19 protein-coding genes are annotated in these 17,217 nt (G+C 59.1%); 5 read left to right on the top strand and 14 right to left on the bottom strand.

The features are described 5' to 3' along the window. Positions 1–92 precede the first annotated feature (92 nt). The 6 genes from odhB to sdhC all read right to left on the bottom strand — a co-directional run bounded on the left by odhB (position 93) and on the right by sdhC (position 7,561). Positions 93–1,283, bottom strand: a complete 1,191-nt coding sequence (odhB, locus tag ACY8FN_RS13095) for a 2-oxoglutarate dehydrogenase complex dihydrolipoyllysine-residue succinyltransferase (protein ID WP_463100233.1) — start codon at positions 1,281–1,283, stop codon at positions 93–95. A gap of 34 nt (positions 1,284–1,317) precedes the next feature. Beyond that, on the bottom strand, positions 1,318–4,125 hold the full coding sequence (gene sucA / locus ACY8FN_RS13090) for a 2-oxoglutarate dehydrogenase E1 component (protein ID WP_463100232.1): 2,808 nt from the start codon (positions 4,123–4,125) through the stop codon (positions 1,318–1,320). Between the two features lie 104 nt (positions 4,126–4,229). After that, positions 4,230–4,946, bottom strand: a complete 717-nt coding sequence (locus ACY8FN_RS13085; RefSeq protein ID WP_042023901.1) for a succinate dehydrogenase iron-sulfur subunit — start codon at positions 4,944–4,946, stop codon at positions 4,230–4,232. Between the two features lie 131 nt (positions 4,947–5,077). Next, positions 5,078–6,844, bottom strand: coding sequence for a succinate dehydrogenase flavoprotein subunit (gene sdhA, locus ACY8FN_RS13080; RefSeq protein WP_101347062.1), 1,767 nt, complete (start codon positions 6,842–6,844; stop codon positions 5,078–5,080). Between the two features lies 1 nt (position 6,845). After that, on the bottom strand, positions 6,846–7,190 hold the full coding sequence (gene sdhD / locus ACY8FN_RS13075; RefSeq protein ID WP_005333558.1) for a succinate dehydrogenase, hydrophobic membrane anchor protein: 345 nt from the start codon (positions 7,188–7,190) through the stop codon (positions 6,846–6,848). Beyond that, the gene (sdhC, locus tag ACY8FN_RS13070; protein WP_021231296.1) at positions 7,184–7,561 is read right to left on the bottom strand and encodes a succinate dehydrogenase cytochrome b556 subunit; all 378 of its coding nucleotides are present in this window, start codon (positions 7,559–7,561) and stop codon (positions 7,184–7,186) included. The genes sdhD and sdhC overlap by 7 nt, the downstream gene beginning before the upstream one ends. A gap of 64 nt (positions 7,562–7,625) precedes the next feature. On the opposite strand from sdhC, the gene ACY8FN_RS13065 reads away from it, so the two are divergent. From ACY8FN_RS13065 to ACY8FN_RS13055, 3 genes are all read left to right on the top strand, one after another. Then, positions 7,626–7,826, top strand: coding sequence for a hypothetical protein (locus ACY8FN_RS13065; protein ID WP_139244989.1), 201 nt, complete (start codon positions 7,626–7,628; stop codon positions 7,824–7,826). Between the two features lie 177 nt (positions 7,827–8,003). After that, positions 8,004–9,290, top strand: a complete 1,287-nt coding sequence (locus tag ACY8FN_RS13060; RefSeq protein ID WP_101324615.1) for a citrate synthase — start codon at positions 8,004–8,006, stop codon at positions 9,288–9,290. 95 nt (positions 9,291–9,385) lie between these two features. Continuing rightward, entirely contained in the window at positions 9,386–9,703 is a 318-nt protein-coding gene (locus ACY8FN_RS13055; RefSeq protein WP_101324614.1) for a DUF4377 domain-containing protein, read from the top strand. Between the two features lie 77 nt (positions 9,704–9,780). Here the strand turns inward: ACY8FN_RS13055 and ACY8FN_RS13050 are convergent, their stop codons facing one another. From ACY8FN_RS13050 to ACY8FN_RS13040, 3 genes are all read right to left on the bottom strand, one after another. Beyond that, positions 9,781–10,221, bottom strand: a complete 441-nt coding sequence (locus tag ACY8FN_RS13050) for an acetyltransferase (RefSeq protein ID WP_463100231.1) — start codon at positions 10,219–10,221, stop codon at positions 9,781–9,783. Positions 10,222–10,273: 52 nt separating this feature from the next. Next, complete coding sequence (locus ACY8FN_RS13045; protein WP_101347059.1) at positions 10,274–10,606, bottom strand: YnfA family protein; 333 nt, start codon at positions 10,604–10,606, stop codon at positions 10,274–10,276. A 151-nt stretch (positions 10,607–10,757) separates the two neighbouring features. Continuing rightward, positions 10,758–11,603, bottom strand: a complete 846-nt coding sequence (locus ACY8FN_RS13040; RefSeq protein ID WP_463101170.1) for a DUF5718 family protein — start codon at positions 11,601–11,603, stop codon at positions 10,758–10,760. Positions 11,604–11,929: 326 nt separating this feature from the next. Between ACY8FN_RS13040 and ACY8FN_RS13035 the strand changes: the two genes are divergently transcribed. Continuing rightward, entirely contained in the window at positions 11,930–12,322 is a 393-nt protein-coding gene (locus tag ACY8FN_RS13035; protein WP_101347058.1) for an NUDIX hydrolase, read from the top strand. A 74-nt stretch (positions 12,323–12,396) separates the two neighbouring features. Here the strand turns inward: ACY8FN_RS13035 and pdxY are convergent, their stop codons facing one another. From pdxY to ACY8FN_RS13020, 3 genes are all read right to left on the bottom strand, one after another. After that, positions 12,397–13,260, bottom strand: a complete 864-nt coding sequence (gene pdxY / locus ACY8FN_RS13030; RefSeq protein WP_463100230.1) for a pyridoxal kinase PdxY — start codon at positions 13,258–13,260, stop codon at positions 12,397–12,399. Positions 13,261–13,461: 201 nt separating this feature from the next. Next, the gene (locus tag ACY8FN_RS13025; protein WP_463100229.1) at positions 13,462–14,214 is read right to left on the bottom strand and encodes a DUF429 domain-containing protein; all 753 of its coding nucleotides are present in this window, start codon (positions 14,212–14,214) and stop codon (positions 13,462–13,464) included. An 83-nt stretch (positions 14,215–14,297) separates the two neighbouring features. Next, complete coding sequence (locus ACY8FN_RS13020; RefSeq protein ID WP_101316123.1) at positions 14,298–14,861, bottom strand: VC2662 family protein; 564 nt, start codon at positions 14,859–14,861, stop codon at positions 14,298–14,300. A gap of 277 nt (positions 14,862–15,138) precedes the next feature. Between ACY8FN_RS13020 and ybcJ the strand changes: the two genes are divergently transcribed. Next, complete coding sequence (gene ybcJ, locus ACY8FN_RS13015; RefSeq protein WP_042023921.1) at positions 15,139–15,372, top strand: ribosome-associated protein YbcJ; 234 nt, start codon at positions 15,139–15,141, stop codon at positions 15,370–15,372. Between the two features lie 35 nt (positions 15,373–15,407). Here the strand turns inward: ybcJ and ACY8FN_RS13010 are convergent, their stop codons facing one another. Together ACY8FN_RS13010 and aroG are read right to left on the bottom strand one after the other, a co-directional pair. After that, positions 15,408–15,881 carry a DUF4442 domain-containing protein gene (locus tag ACY8FN_RS13010; protein WP_162515645.1) on the bottom strand — a complete coding sequence of 158 codons (474 nt, stop codon included), beginning with the start codon at positions 15,879–15,881 and terminating at the stop codon, positions 15,408–15,410. 96 nt (positions 15,882–15,977) lie between these two features. After that, on the bottom strand, positions 15,978–17,033 hold the full coding sequence (aroG, locus tag ACY8FN_RS13005; RefSeq protein ID WP_139693587.1) for a 3-deoxy-7-phosphoheptulonate synthase AroG: 1,056 nt from the start codon (positions 17,031–17,033) through the stop codon (positions 15,978–15,980). Positions 17,034–17,217: the final 184 nt, after the last annotated feature.

The raw sequence follows: 17,217 nt of genomic DNA, 5'->3' as shown, positions 1-17,217 counted from the left end.
ATTTCCGTCCGGGGTTGGTGTTTCTCAATCCCCTATGAATGGGGGCCTGGGCGGCCCCTCGTTATCTTTCGCTCACTCGGGTATTACAGTGCTCAGACGTCCAGCAACAGACGGGTTGGATCTTCCAGCAGCTCCTTGACGGAGACCAGGAAGCCGACCGATTCGCGTCCGTCGATGAGACGGTGATCGTAGGAAAGTGCCAGGTACATCATCGGCAGGATCTCGACCTTGCCGTTGACCGCCATCGGGCGATCCTGGATCTTGTGCATCCCCAGAATGGCGCTCTGGGGCGGGTTGATGATCGGGGTGGACATCAGGGAGCCAAACACGCCACCGTTGGTGATGGTGAAGTTGCCGCCCGTCAGTTCATCCACGGTCAGCTTGCCGTCACGGCCTTTTCCCGCCAGATCCTTGATGGCCTTCTCAATGTCCGACAGGCTCATGTTGTCGCAGTCGCGCAGCACCGGGGTCACCAGCCCACGCGGGGTGGAGACGGCGATGCTGACATCGAAGTAGTTGTGGTAAACCACTTCATCGCCATCCAGTGCGGCATTCACTTCCGGATAGCGCTTGAGGGACTCCACCACCGCTTTCACGTAGAAGGACATGAAGCCGAGCTTGATGCCGTGCTTCTTCTCGAAGATCTCGCCGTACTGCTTGCGCAGATCCATGATGGGCTTCATGTTGACCTCGTTGAAGGTGGTCAGCATGGCGGTGGTGTTTTTCGCTTCCAGCAGACGCTCGGCAATGCGCTTGCGCAGACGGGTCATCGGCACCCGCTTGTCGCTGCGACCGCTGAGCGGCGCCACTTTGGCAGCAGGTGCCGCGGCGGTGACCGGTGCGGCAGCAGCAGGCTGGTTCTTGGCCTTGATGTAGGCTTCCACATCTTCCTTGCTGATGCGACCGCCCTTGCCGGTGCCGCTTACCTTGCTCACATCGATGTCATGCTCGCCAATCAGGCGGCGCACCGAGGGGCTCAGACCATCGGCGCCGTCATCGGCCACCGCTTCAGCCGGTTTAGCCTTGGTCTCTTCACCCGCCACCGGGGCGGCGGTGAAGATGGCAATCAGCTGACGGGACAACACGGTCGCCCCTTCCCCTTGCAGGATCTCCCCCAGCACACCGGCTTGCGGTGCCGGCACTTCCAGCACCACCTTGTCAGTTTCGATGTCGACCAGCACTTCGTCACGGGCGACCAGATCACCGGGCTTCTTGTGCCAGGTGGCGATAGTGGCATCGGCCACTGATTCCGGCAGGTCCGGTACCTTGATCTCGATAGTCATCTAATCAGTTCCTTTTACTTCTATGCCAGAGGCTTTACAGGGTAAGGGCATCTTCCACCAAGGCTTTTTGCTGCTTGGTGTGGACAGACATATAACCAACGGCCGGCGAGGCTGACGCGGGGCGACCGGCATAACGCAGGGTGGCACCGACCGGCAGCACCCCATCGTAGTGGTGACGGGTGCAGTACCAGGCGCCCTGGTTCTGTGGCTCTTCCTGACACCAGACAAAATCGGTGACATGGCTGTAGTGGGCCAAAATGGCGCGCACTTCCTCTTCCGGGAAGGGGTAGAGCTGCTCAATCCGCACCAGTGCTACATCCTGCTGCTCGGCCTTGCGACGGGCATCGAGCAGGTCGTAGTAGACCTTGCCGGAGCAGAACACCACCCGCTTGACCGCTTGCGGATCCAGCGCGTCGATCTCGCCGATGGCATTCTGGAAGGTGCCTTCCGCCAGCTCTTCGAGCTTGCTCACCGCCAGCGGATGACGCAGCAGGGATTTGGGCGTCATCACGATCAGCGGACGGCGCATCGGGCGCACCACCTGACGACGCAGCATGTGAAATACCTGCGCCGGGGTAGAAGGCACGCACACCTGCATGTTGTGCTGGGCACACATCTGCAAGAAACGCTCGAGACGGGCGGAGGAGTGCTCCGGTCCCTGCCCCTCGTAACCGTGCGGCAGCAGCATGGTCAGGCCGCACATCCGGCCCCACTTCTGCTCGCCGGAGGAGAGGAACTGATCCACCACCACCTGGGCACAGTTGGCGAAGTCACCAAACTGGGCTTCCCAGATGGTGAGGCCAGCCGGCTCGGCGCTGGCGTAGCCATATTCAAAGGCCAGTACCGCGTTTTCGGTCAGTACCGAGTCGTAAATCTCGAACGGCCCCTGCTCGTCGTGCAGGTTGCACAGCGGGGTGTAGGTGCTGGCATCGGTCTGATTGTGGATCACGGCATGGCGGTGGAAGAAGGTGCCACGGCCGGAGTCCTCACCGGTGAAGCGGATGCGGGATCCCTTGTCCACCAGGGTGGCGTAAGCCAGGGTCTCGGCAAAGCCCCAATCCAGCAGCTTCTCGCCTGCCGCCATCAGACGACGGTCTTCGTAAATTTTTTCAACCTGACGCTGCAGCACATGGGTCGCCGGATACTGGCTCACCCGATCGCCGAGGGATTTGAGGTAATCCAGCGGCAAGGTGCTGTCATAGTGCATCGCCCAGTCGTGACCCAGATAGGGGGTCCAGTCGACGGAGTGCAGCTCCATCGGCCGCCACTCTTTGCTCACCCGCTCGCCGCGATCCAGGGTATCGCGATAGTCGTTGACCAGGGTGGTGGCCAGCTCCTGACTGACCGCGCCCTCGGCCACCAGCTGATCGGCGTAGATCTTGCGCGGGGTCGGGTGCTGTTTGATCTGCTGGTACATCAATGGCTGGGTCGCGCTCGGCTCGTCCGCCTCGTTGTGACCGTGACGACGGTAGCAGACCAGCTCGATCACCACGTCGCGCTTGAAGGTGTTGCGGTAATCCAGTGCAATCTGGGTCACCAGCACCACGGCTTCCGGATCATCGCCGTTGACGTGCAAGACTGGCGCCTGCACCGCCTTGGCGATGTCGGTGCAATATTCGGTGGAGCGCAGATCACGATGGTAAGAAGTGGTGAAACCGACCTGGTTGTTGATGACGATCCGCACCGTGCCGCCGACGCCATAAGCACGGGTCTGAGACATGTTGAAGGTCTCGGCCACCACGCCCTGGCCGGACATGGCCGAGTCACCGTGAATGGTGATAGGCAGCACGCTGGAGCCATCCTTGTCGCCATGGCGATCCATCCGCGCACGCACCGAACCGATGACCACAGGGTTGACGATCTCGAGGTGGGACGGGTTGAACGCCAGCGCCAGATGCACGTTGCCACCCGGGGTCGCGAAGTCAGAGGAGAAGCCCATGTGGTACTTCACGTCACCGGTACCCCAGGATTCCCCATGCTTGCCAGCGAACTCATCGAACAGGTCTTGTGCGCGTTTGCCGAGCACGTTGATCAGCACGTTGAGGCGGCCACGGTGGGCCATACCGATGACGGCCTCTTTGCAGCCCTGCTCACCGGCGCGACGGATCAGCTCCTTGAGCATGGGGATCATGGCATCGCCCCCTTCCAGCGAGAAGCGCTTGGCCCCCGGGAACTTGGCGCCCAGATATTTCTCCAACCCTTCGGCGGCGGTCAGGCTCTCGAGGAAGCGGGTCTTCTCTTCGAGGGTGTAGCTCCCCTTCCCTTCAATGGACTCGAGCTTGTCCTGCAGCCAGCGCTTCTCCTCGGTGGAGGTGAGGTGCATATAATCGGCACCTATGCTGCTGCAGTAGGTCTTTTTCAGGGAGGCGTAGAGATCACCAAGTACCATGGTTTCGCGACCGATGGCGTAGGAGCCCACATTGAAGGTGGCCTCCATGTCTGCGCCCTGCAGGTTGTGGAATGCGGGGTCCAGTTCGGCAACGGTTTCACGCTGCCACAGGCCCAGCGGGTCCAGATTGGCATTCTGGTGACCACGAAAACGGAAGGCATTGATCAGCTGCAGCACCCGTACCTGCTTGGCATCCACTTGGGGATCGGTAACAGGGGCGCTGTAACGGGAAGGATCCTTGGCCAGACGACGGAAATAATCGCGGACCTGGGAGTGAGGTTGTTCAACCACGTGGCCATTGACCTGGGGCAGCTCGCTAAACAGGCTGCGCCACTCGTCGGACACGGAGTCAGGATTTTCCAGAAAGGATTCGTAAAGACCCTCGATATAGCTAGCATTCGCACCAGCCAGGTGAGATGACTCCAACCAGGCCTTCATCACGCCGTTATGCATTTCTATCCCTTGTACATCTTGTTACTGCTGCGCAGCTTGTAGGGTTCAAAAAGCCATCCTGCCACGGGTGGGATGGCTCTCCAGACGTTGGGCTAGCCCAAAAACTAAACGGCCCGATTGAGCAACATCGACTTGATCTGGCCAATCGCCTTGGTCGGGTTCAAGCCTTTCGGACAGACGTTCACGCAGTTCATGATGCCGTGGCAGCGGAACACGCTAAAGGCGTCGTCCAGATTACCCAATCGTTCGGTGGTCGCGGTGTCGCGGCTGTCTGCCAGCCAGCGGTAGGCTGCGAGCAGCCCGGCCGGACCGATGAACTTGTCAGGGTTCCACCAGAAGGAGGGGCACGAAGTGGAGCAGCAGGCACAGAGAATGCACTCGTACAGGCCGTCAAGCTTGGCGCGCTCTTCGGGGGATTGCAGGTGCTCACGCACCGGCGGCAACTTGTCATCGTTGATGAGGAAGGGTTTGACCTTCTCCCACTGGGTGTAGAACTGGGTCATGTCGATCACCAGATCACGGATCACCGGCAGCCCGGGCAAGGGACGCAGCACCACGTTATTGCCCTTCTTCAGCAGATCAGAGAGCGGGGTGATACAAGCAAGACCGTTCTTGCCATTCATGTTGAGACCGTCAGATCCACAGACCCCTTCGCGGCAAGAGCGGCGGAAGGAAAGGGTGGGGTCCAGCTCTTTCAACTGGATCAGTGCATCGAGCACCATCATGTCGGAACCTTCAGGAATATCAAGACGATATTCCTTCATATGGGGGACGTTATCAACATCCGGATTGTATCTGTAGACAGAGAATGTGACGTTCATAGGGCTTGGCTCCGCAATCAGTAATACCGCACGTTGGATATAGAGGGAGGGGTGTTCCTCCCCTCTGTTCACAGACCGGCAGATGTCGCGACATACCGAGAATGTGACCTTCATTGTGCTTGTCTCCGCAATCAGTAAGTCCGCACCTTGGGTGGGAACGCTTCACGGGTTTTCGGAGACATGTTGACCGCGCGACGGGTCATGGACTCGGAGTCCGGATGATAGAGGCTGTGGCACAACCAGCTATCGTCGTCCCGATCCGGGAAGTCAAAGCGGCTATGAGCACCGCGACTCTCGGTACGGAAGTTGGCCGCCACCGCGGTGGCAAACGCCGTCTCCATCAGGTTGTCCAGCTCCAGGCACTCGATGCGCTGGGTGTTGAACTCCTTGGAGGTGTCATCCAGCCGGGCACGCTTGAGGCGCTCGCGAATGAGTTTCAGCTCGGCCAGCCCTTCGGCCATGGCATCACCTTCACGGAACACCGAGAAGTTATTCTGCATGCAGGTCTGCAAATCTTTGCGGATCTGCACCGGGTCTTCCCCGTCACGGCAATTTTCCCAGCGGTTGAAGCGTGCCATGGCGGCGTCGATATCAGACTCGGATGCTTCGCGGCCATGCTCCATCTCGCCCAGGGTGTTGACCAGATACATGCCAGCGGCACGGCCGAACACCACCAGATCCAGCAAGGAGTTGCCACCCAGGCGGTTGGCGCCGTGTACAGAAACGCAGGCAATCTCGCCCACCGCAAACAGACCGACCACAGGTACGTCATTGCCATCTTTGTCTTGTGCCAGACACTGGCCATTCACGTTGGTCGGCACGCCGCCCATCATGTAGTGGCAGGTCGGGATGATCGGAATAGGCTCTTTGACCGGATCCACGTGGGCGAAGGTACGCGACAGCTCGCAGATGCCCGGCAGACGGGATTCCAGCACCTCTTTGCCGAGGTGATCCAGCTTGAGCTTGATGTGCGGGCCCCAGGGGCCGTCACAACCACGGCCTTCGCGGATCTCGATCATGATGGAGCGGGCCACCACGTCGCGACCGGCCAGATCCTTGGCGTTGGGGGCGTAACGCTCCATGAAGCGCTCGCCATCTTTGTTCAGCAGATAACCGCCTTCACCACGACACCCTTCGGTCACCAGCACCCCGGCCCCGGCGATGCCGGTCGGGTGGAACTGCCAGAACTCCATGTCCTGCACCCCTACCCCGGCGCGCAGCGCCATGCCGACCCCGTCACCGGTGTTGATGTGGGCATTGGTGGTGGACTGGTAGATACGACCGGCGCCGCCGGTGGCCAGCACGGTGGCCTTGGCCTTGAAGTAGACCACTTCGCCGCTCTCCATATCGATGGCGGTACAGCCAACGATGTGACCGTCCTGGTTTTTCACCAGATCCAGCGCATACCACTCGGAGAAGACAGTGGTCTTGCTCTTGACGTTCTGCTGATAAAGGGTGTGCAGCAGGGCGTGACCGGTACGGTCAGCGGCCGCCGCGGTGCGAGCAGCCTGCTCGCCACCAAAATTCTTGGACTGACCACCAAACGGACGCTGGTAGACAGAACCGTTTTCAAAGCGGGAGAAGGGCAGGCCCATGTTCTCCAGCTCGTAGATGGCCTCGGGGCCCGTCTTGCACATGTACTCGATGGCTTCCTGATCACCGATGTAATCGGAACCTTTCACCGTGTCATACATGTGCCACTGCCAGTTGTCGTCGTGGGCATTGCCCAGCGCAACCGTGATCCCGCCCTGAGCGGAAACCGTGTGAGAACGGGTCGGAAAGACCTTGGATAACAGAGCGCAGCTCTTGCCAGACTGGGCAATCGAGAGCGCGGCGCGCATACCGGCACCACCGGCACCAATCACCACAGCATCAAATTCACGAGTTGGAATAGTCACCTTACACACCCCACAGCACGACGAAACCCGTCATCAGATAGACAAACAGCACCACGACCAGAGCAAATTGCAGCGCCCCGCGCAGCCCTACCGGCTTGATATAGTCAGTCAGCACCTGCCACAGACCAATCCAGGCGTGGATCAGTACGCAGAGCAGGGTCAACAGGGTGAATACTTTGGTGAATGTTTTGGCGAAGAAGCCTGCCCACACCTCGTAGGTAATGTCGTTAAACGCGACAAAGCCCACCAGATAGAGCACGTAACAGGTCATGATGAGGGCGGTGGCGCGGATCAGGATGTAATCATGAACGCCGCTGCGCCCGAAGGTTGCAGAATTGGTTACCATACAAGCACTCCCGCCAGTACCGCCAGGATCGCGGTGATCACAAAGGCCACACGGGCACTCTGATTACCGGATTCCAGCTCTTCCCAATAGCCCATATCCATGACCAGATGACGCAAGCCGCCCACAATGTGGTATGCCAGCGCAGTCAGGATCCCCCACAGCACGAGTTTGACCAGGAAGTTGTCCATGATGGCAACCACGGTGGCAAACCCTTCGGGAGAGGCGAGTGAAGTACCAAGCATCCACAGCAAGATGCCCAGTGCCACAAAGGTGATAACCCCTGAAACACGGTGCAAGATGGATGCAATGGCAGTGACAGGAAAGCTGATCGTCTGTAGGTCGAGGTTGACCGGTCTCTGTTTGTTTTTCACGCTTGCCCACTCAGCTCCATTGAGCACGTTAGTTATTGTTTTAACTCACACTTGAGGGCACGGGATGGTGATTGTTGGTTATTTGTTACCAAAACACGCTGAAAAAGCCAAAAATCCAGTTTTCGGTTTCACATCAGGCTTTGCCAACGCGTTTCAAACGCCCACAGCCATGACCCACGTGGCGCAGTATATCGGCGGCTTTAACCGAAGACAATCAAACAGCTACAAAGAAAACACAAAACCGCAAACTGGATCTCATATTTAATTTAACATTTCATTAATGTCGTTAATGGGGTCCCAGCAAAATTGACATTGATAAGGAACTCTGTTTCAAATAAGGCGCTCCAGCCGCCTCGGTATGGGTAACAACCTTTGCCAGCGTCATGAAAGTCGTAATAGAGTAGGACTGGAACCAAATTATAAAGAGCAAAGGAGACGTGCTATGGCTGATAAAATAGCCACCCTACACCTACCCGGAAAAGATCCGGTCGAACTGCCTATCCTCTCTGGTACGATCGGACCGGATGTCATCGATGTCAGAAAATTGGGCGCTCAAGGGTATTTCACCTTCGACCCCGGTTTTATGGCCACCGGTTCTTGCAAATCCGCTATTACCTACATCGACGGCGATCAGGGTGTCTTGCTGCACCGTGGTTTCCCCATCGCCCAACTGGCGACCCAATCGAGCTACCTCGAAGTCTGCTACATCCTGCTCTACGGAGAAGCACCGACCAAGGCACAATATGCCGAGTTCCACCGACTGGTGACCCGTCACACCATGGTGCACGAGCAGATCGCCTTCTTCTTCCGCGGCTTTCGTCGTGACTCCCACCCCATGGCGATCATGTGTGGTGTAGTCAGCGCCCTCTCCGCCTTCTACCACGATGCCCTCGATATCAACAACGAGCAGCACCGCGAGATCTGCGCCTTCCGTCTGCTCTCCAAGATGCCGACCCTGGCCGCCATGTGTTACAAGTACTCCATCGGTCAGCCGTTTATGCAGCCCCGTAACGCCCTCTCCTATGCGGGCAACTTCCTGCACATGATGTTTGGCGTGCCGACCGAAGAGTACAAGGTCAACCCCACTGTCGAACGGGCCATGGATCGTATTTTTACCCTCCATGCTGATCACGAGCAGAATGCCTCCACCTCTACCGTCCGTCTGGCTGGCTCCTCCGGTGCCAACCCGTTCGCCTGTATCGCTGCGGGGATCGCCTCCCTGTGGGGCCCGGCTCACGGCGGTGCCAACGAAGCCTGCCTGCGCATGCTGGAAGAGATCGGCTCGGTGGATCGCATTCCCGAGTTCATCGCCAAAGCCAAAGACAAGAACGATCCGTTCCGTCTGATGGGCTTCGGTCACCGGGTCTACAAGAACCACGACCCCCGTGCCCAGGTGATGCGTCAAACCTGTCACGAAGTGCTGACCGAATTGCAGATCAAAGATCCGCTGCTGGATGTGGCCATGGAGCTGGAGCGCATTGCGCTCTCCGACCCCTACTTCGTCGAGAAGAAGCTATACCCCAACGTGGACTTCTACTCCGGCATCATCATGAAGGCGATCGGTATCCCGATGAGCATGTTCACCGTGATCTTCGCCATCTCTCGGACCATCGGCTGGATTGCCCACTGGAACGAAATGCACTCGGATCCGGACCAGAAAATCGGTCGTCCCCGTCAGCTCTATATCGGCCAGCCACAGCGGGAATTCGTTCCGCTCGAGCAGCGCTAACAGGCTGAATCAACATAATTTGTTACAAAGGCGGTCATTGACCGCCTTTTTGTTTGCCGCTCTAATGCCCCCCTTTCCCTTTGAAGGATCCCATCATGAAACCACTGCTTATCAGCGCCGCCCTGCTGCTGACCGCCTGTCAGGGCTCGGTCGCCCCGCAGGGGGAGACCCTCTATATCAACAGCCAGCTGGTCGATTGCGTCGGGGTTGGCCCGATGCAATGCATGCAAGTGCGCAGTGACGAACAGCAACCCTGGACCTTCTTCTATCAGCAGATTGAGGGCTTCCAGTTCGAGCCTGGCTACCAGTACCAGCTCAGCGTCAGCAAGGAGCAGCTCACCGATGTACCGGCCGATGCCTCCTCTCTGCGCTATCAGCTGATCAAGGTGGTGAGCAAAGTCGCCAGCAAGTAACAGGGGGGATCAAAAAACGGGGGATGGCAGACGCCATCCCCCGTTCGTTTATGGGTACAACGCCTCATCAAGAGCAACTAGCGCGTCGCCAGCGCCATATGCAGCAGCGGATAGGGCTTGCCCTGACCATCCAGCGCTGAGCGCCCCGTCACGGTGAACCCCATCTTTAGATAGAAGCCCACCGCCTGTTCGTTCTGCTCGTTGACGTCAACCTGCGTCACGCCACCCTGACCGATGGCATGTTCCACCAGCAGACGACCCACACCGCCGCCGCGCGCCTCGGGGGCCACAAACAGCATCTCCAGCTTGCCCTCGTGCAATCCGCTAAAGCCCGCAATGTTCCCATCTTCTGTGCGGGCACAGTGCAGTGTCACCGCATCGAAGTAGTGTTCGAGAATAAGGGGTTTGAGGGCCAGGATCTCGGCCTCGGGCAGGAAGTGGTGGGTTGCCCGCACCGAGGCCTCCCACAGCTCGATAAGGGGGTGATGATCTTCCGCGTTCGCGTATCCAATCTGCATGATGATTTCTCTGTTGAGAGCGAGGCTAGCCCTCAGCGTTTTCCCCATCATCTTATCCATGACGAGGGGCGAACATGATGATAGCCATCCCTATTAAGGCAACGAAAGAGCCGACAAGATCCCACATACTGGGCCGAATACCATCCACTAGCCAGAGCCAGCAAATAGCCACGAAGATGTACACACCACCATAGGCCGCATAGACGCGTCCAGCAGCGGTCGGATGCAACGACAACAACCAGGCAAACAGCATGAGACTCAATGCTGCGGGTAGCAGTAACCAGATGCTGCGACCTTGAGTCAGCCAGAGATATGGCAAATAACAACCAAGGATCTCGAAAAAAGCCGTAACCAGAAACAAGGCTATCGTTTTGAGCTCAAGCATGAACGGCCAGCGCCCCCTGAAAAATGGGGGATTCTAAGGCAAGCCACTGGATAAAGTAAGTCGAGCGATCTATTTGACCGTCCATTCAAACAAGCCTCCCGCAACAAACCTGAGTAGTCTGCCTTGCTGGTGCAGGGCAGACTGTGGTTGATTAGCGAGCCTGCACCGCCTGCAGCAATACCGAAACGTCGGTGCCAAAGCTGCGGGTACGGATCGCCTCGCGGATATCCGCTTCGCTATAACGGCTGCCGGGGTAGACCACCACGCAGGCGGTGTCGCCCGGTTTGAGGAAGTGGGTCTCGCCAAACGGGGTATAACGGGTGGCACCGATACTGATCAGGGCGTGGGGAGGGTGTCCCGCCTGCGCCAGCAGCCCCTGAATGTGCTCCGCCGGGCCCTGGTCCTGCTGATGGTTGAACTTGTCGATGGCCCAGTCGAGCAGCTGACCGTGGAAGTAGCTGTAATCGATGGCGGCGCTGTCTACCCCGTAAGTGTGCAGCTCACCGTCCCGCTCCAGATAGCAGGCGATGCGATAGTCATCGAGTTCGCAACCGGCGGCAAAACTGGAAAGTGGCAGCAGCTTGGCCGCCAGCCCCTTGCTCTCTTCGCCCCAGTTCTTCTTCTCGCTGATCTTCTTGGCGTTGGGACGGCGGATGGAGCAGTCGTTGTAGGCACCAAAGGCGCGGGGATGGATCGCCACCACCTGCTTGTCGGCATACTCCAGCTCGCACCACAGGGCCACTTCCGGCTCGATCTGCACCTTCTCGTCACCGCTGACCGCCGCCTCCGGCAGGAACACCGCCTTGTCGCTCAGCGGGAACACCCCAAGCTGGCCCGGGTGACCCGGCACGAAGAAGGGAAACAGCGCCTTGGGCGCCGTGGTATCACGCACCACCACCGCCACGAAGTCTGATGCTTCGCCTGCCTGCTCCAGATGACCGGCGAAATTGCCCGCTACCCCGAGTCCGATAAACTTGCTCTCTGCTGCTATCTGCATCTTGCTCACCTGCATCTTGCCTACGTCAGGTAGCAGGCCATCGCCCACTACCGCTAAAGTGGCAAGATTAAACCACAAGGCCCCCACCTTCGCCCAGTCCGGGCCCGTGCTGGTGTGCGCCAACCCGCTTTTTTAGCAGCGGTGAGCCTGCACTTGCGCACCATTTCACCAACGCAGTCACCGTGCTGGAAACAGTGCGTTTCCGGCCTCTCCCCTCTTTCCCCTTGGGACTCAACTTCATATTTGTTAGGCTGCCAGCATGCAAAACAGCGGCGCGCTTGACTGCGCCCCGGCCCATCACGGCAACCCCATCGGAGAGAAAACGGATGATCGACAAACTCGCCTGGCTCACCTTTAAAGATCAGCAACTACTCTGCGCCCGCTCCCACGGCAAGGCGATCTACTACATCCCCGGCGGCAAGCGGGAACCAGGCGAGAGCGATGAGGCAGCACTTATCCGCGAGATTGAAGAGGAGCTGGCTGTCACCCTGCAACCCGACACCCTGCGCTTTGCCTGCGAGTTCAGCGCCCAGGCCGATGGCAAACCGGCAGGGGTCGAAGTGCGACTGCGCTGCTACACCGGCGAAGCCAGCGGCACCCCGCTCGCTTCGGCCGAAATTGCCGAGCTGCGCTGGCTCGACAGCACTCATCTCGATGAACTATCCCCCGTCTCCCGCCTGCTGTTTGCCTGGCTGGTTGAGCAGGGGCTGATCCGCTAACCCCACAAACGAGAGCGGTGCAAACAAAAGAGGTGAGCCAATGGCTCACCTCTTTACATCCGAAGCTACCTACATCAGGGCAGTTTCACCGCCCGCACCAGAACCTCTGGCAGGGCAAAGGCATCTTGCGTGGCGATCAGTTGCAGCTCGTAAGCCTGCTGGCGCCAGGTTTCTTGCAGCACCGCATCCACCGAGGCGTTAGTGCGCTCGAACGCGCTGACCGCATCGTGGCCTGCCAGTAAATTAGCCAGCATCAGGGCGCTGATGAGATCGCCAACCCCCACCGGCTGGCGGGCAAAGTCGTAGAGCGGACGAGCAATCAGGTAATCCCCTTGCGGGGTCGCCAGCAGCATCTCGAAGCGGCTGGAATCCTGCGCCGCGCGACCGAGATGCTTGACCAGCACCAGCTTGACGCCACGGGCCAGCAGCTGATGGGCGGCGGCGCGGGTCTGGTCCAGATCCGCCAGATGGGTATCACAGAGGGTCTCCAGCTCCAGCAGGTTGGGGGCCATCATGTCGGCCACCGGCAGTGCCTGCTCGGTCAGAAAACGGGTGACGCCGGGGGCGACGATACACCCCTTCTCCGGATGGCCCATCACGGGGTCACAGAAATAGATGGCAGCGGGGTTCGCAGCCTTGACAGCGTTGACCACGGTCAGGATCTCGTCCCCCTGCTCGGCGGAGCCAAGATAACCACTCAGCACGGCGTCACAGCCACCGAGCACCTCGATATTGCCCAATCCCTCAACCAGCGCGCTGATATGGCCCGCCGGCATCGCCATCCCCTGCCACCCCTGGGCATATTGGGTATGGTTGGAAAACTGCACCGTGTTGATGGGCCATACATCCATACCAAGGCGGCGCATGGGGAAGACGGCCGCGCTGTTACCGGCACAACCAAAGACCACGTGGGACTGAATAGAGAGAACGGATTTCATCGGGAATACCACAGCAAAGGATCAGCAAGGTGGGCAATATATCGGATGAAGATAACGATGCGCCACCTTGGCGCGGGATGAACAGGCAATTTCCTGACTAAAGACAGGTTTTTTGCACCATTTAGCCAAATTCGGAACAGTGAGCGGCGCCATGGTACGCCGCCCCCCCGTCCGTCATATCCCGTTGCGCTCAACACCACACTAGCGAGCAAAGTGATAAACCCACCCCTCATCACGAGGCATGTCACTTGGCGGTTGCACCAGTGCGGGCAGCGCAGCCACCTTGCCACCAGCGGCATATTGCAGCGCCATCAGGGCGCAGAGCGCCGCATCGTAGCGATCTGTATCCGGTACCACATCATCAGGCAGCAGCGAAGCCAGCTCGGGCCGTGCCGGAGATGCCTTGCCGCCGACTTTGGCCAGTGCCGGATAGACCTCCAGCACGGCGCGGCTGGCCAGCTCCTGCACCTTGGGCACCAGTTGCAGATCCGCAAGATTGGGCAGCATGGAGAGCGCCAAGGTAGCGTTGTTGCCGAGCCGGTCGAAGGTGGCCGAGAGAGGCTTCTTGCCGTACTGCTGATACAGCCAGCGCTCGCAGTCGCGATAGGCGTAGGGGTTGTCTATCTCCCGCTCGGGGGTGGCGCAGCTGTGTGGCTGGCCGTTGAGCAGATCGCGCAAAGCGCGGGGAAAGGCGAGCGGCGCATCGATACCAAGCGCCAGTTGCGGGCAAGCCTCGACCTGCGCCAACGCGGTCTCATTTTGCAGGGCCGGACGCAGCAGAGCGGCCAGATCCGGTGCCACCCGCGAGCTCAGGCGAAACAGCGGCGACACCCCGAGCCAGTGCAGGCTGTTTGAATCAGCCAGCCAGCCCACCACGGCCACCGCCTGGGCGCTGCCCTGCCAGCCACGCACATCCCAGCCGATCCCGATTGCACTCATCTGCCCTGCCGTCATCAATTACCTCTTTTTGCCTGTCACACGTTGCAAGGGGCACAGGGTAATCAGCAGATGCCCTTAACGCAAAGCGAACCGTCTTGTCAGAACGATTTCTGGAAGTTCACCAGCGGCAGAATGGGGAAAACGCCGTTGGCCGCGTAGTTGGCGAGCCCGATCTGCAGGCCATCGAGATGTTGGGTGGCATTGATAAAACCGATCTGGAAGGTGGTGCGCTCGGCATAGTTGACCAGACCAACGTTGGCCAGCGCGTTGCCCTTGGCGATGTTGACCGCCCCCCAGTTGAGCCCCTGCACATTGTTGGTCAGGTTGACCAGCCCCAGATTGACGCCGGTATCCTGCCCTTCGTGCCAGTTGATGGCGTTGATGGCGACCCCGTTAAACTGGTGGCGCACCCGCCCAGCGCCGAGGAAAATCCCGAGTTGCAAACCGCTGAACTGATCCACATCAGACAGCGCGAAGATCGGCAGATCAATGCCCTTCACCTGACCGGTGCGGCCATAGAGCAGCGAGGCGCGGGCCCCCTCTACCTGATGGGAGGCGGGCAAATTGACCCCGGGCAGCGAAATCTGCACCGGAGTACTGGCTTGCGCGACACCGCACAGGGTAAGGGCGCTGCACGCCACTAGCAGGCGGGCCAGTTGCAGTCGTGAAAGTGTCATGGGGATTTCCTTGGGCCGTTGAGAGTGACCCGATCCTAACAGTCAGGGGAGAGTGTGGGCACACCAGCGGGGACGAGGTGCGTCACGATACGTCACGGCCGCCAGCGGCGGTATCCCGCGATTTTTGGCGGATTGGCACACGGATCAGCACTATCTGGCACTTTTTCGCCTGACATACCGGCCTTTCCTTTCATTGCCTCACTTAACTGCCTAAAATAGCCGCCCTGCTGTAATCGGCATTCATCCATCTAGAGGATTTTCCATGGAGACGTTTTTGCTCGAAGGCCACCCCTTCGTTGCCTTGTGTGACCTTATCAAACATCAGGGTTGGGCCGACTGTGGTGGCGCATCCAAGGCGCTGATCGCCGAAGGTCTGGTAGAAGTAGACGGCCAGATCGAAACCCGCAAACGCTGCAAAATCGTGGCGGAGCAAGTCGTCAACTTCAACGGCATGAAAGTGGTGGTCAAAGAGGGCATCAGCCCGGAGATTGGCTAACGCCCCGAGTCAGGGGGGCTGCCTCTGACAACCCGCTAGCTGGCCTTGATCGACAGGGTCAGTACAAAGCGCGCCATCGCCTCATCCCCGTTCAATGACGGACAGGTGGCCACCACCTGGATGGGGCGGTTGATGCGCTGACCGGTCGCCAGCGACTCGTCGATCATGGCATCGATCTCCTCCCCCGCTGCGCAGTCAAACTGCACATCCCCTTCCGGGCGTTTCAGAAATTCCCCCTGCACATCCTTGAAAGCAAAGTGCACCTTCTTGCGCCGCTGCCGCCCCTTCTCCATCACCAGCAGACCGCCCACCAGATCGGCGCCGGTGGCCAGCGCACCAAAGTACATGCTGCCCAGGTGGTTGCGGGTACGCCAGCCAAGGGGAATGCGAATACGCAGCGCCCTGGCGTTCATCTGTTCGATAACGGGAGCGCAAAATCCGATGACGGGAATGTAGCGCCAGGCAAATAGCCGAAGCGCCAGATTGGCTTTGAAGCGTTGCAAATCCATATGCGAACTGATCCGATGAGTTTGTGTAAACAGCATGTTGCCAGCATGGCAGCTGTTCTACAAGGCTTCCGATGACGCTGGAAGCCTGTGACTCAGTTAAACGGCATTGCGGGTGGCGACACCATCCGCCAGATTGCGCAGCAGCACTTCGGTGTCGGCCCAACCGATGCAGGCATCGGTGATGCTCTGGCCCACGGTGAGTTCACACCCTTCCACCAGATCCTGACGACCTTCCACCAGATGGCTCTCCACCATCACCCCAAACACCGCCTTGCTACCGGCACGCAGCTGGCCAGCCACATCCTCGGCCACCACCATCTGGTTCTTGAACTGCTTGCTGCTGTTGGCATGGCTAAAGTCGATCATCACCTTTTGCGGCAGACCGGCTTTCTCCAGCCCCTTCACCACCTCGCTGACATGGGCCGCGCTGTAGTTCGGCTCACGGCCGCCACGCAGGATGATGTGGCAATCAGGGTTACCACGGGTCGCCACGATGGCGGAGTGACCGTATTTGGTGACCGACAGGAAGTGGTGCGGCGCACTGGCAGCCCCGATGGCATCGATGGCGACCTTGATGGTGCCGTCAGTGCCGTTCTTGAAGCCCACCGGGCAGGAGAGACCGGAGGCCAGCTCGCGGTGAACCTGAGATTCGGTGGTACGGGCACCGATAGCGCCCCAGCTCATCAGATCCGCCACATATTGCGGGGTGATCATGTCGAGGAATTCGGAGGCGGTCGGCAGCCCCATGTCGTTGAGATCCAGCAGCAGCTTGCGGCCAATGCGCAGACCGTCGTTGATCTTGCAGCTGTTGTCGAGGTACGGATCGTTGATCAGCCCCTTCCAGCCCACAGTGGTGCGCGGTTTTTCGAAGTAGACCCGCATCACGATCTCCAGCTGACCTTTCAGCTCGTCGCGCAACGCCTTGAGGCGCTTGCCGTACTCCAGCGCGGCCACCGGATCGTGGATGGAGCAAGGGCCAATCACCACCAGCAGACGCTCATCTTCACCGGTCAGGATCCGATGAATGGCCTGACGGGATTCGAAGACCGTATTTGATGCGGTCTCGGTAGCCGGAAACTTCTCAAGCACCGCGACCGGGGGTAATAACTCTTTGATTTCACTGATACGAACGTCGTCGGTTTGATGCTGCATGACAAGGCTTCCTGCTAGATGACTGCGATTAAGAAATCTCAACATAGCCCGCGACAGCGCATGTGTAAATAGGAAATTACAGCAATCGCAAAACTATTTTACGAGTCAATCTTGCAAGTTATTGAAATGATGCTAGACGAACTGGCAATGCGGGTGAGGAAGGCAAAAAGGCCCGCTCAGCGCG

The organism is Aeromonas sp. 160P (assembly GCF_055193095.1).
This window is presented reverse-complemented; position numbering and strand designations above follow the sequence as displayed.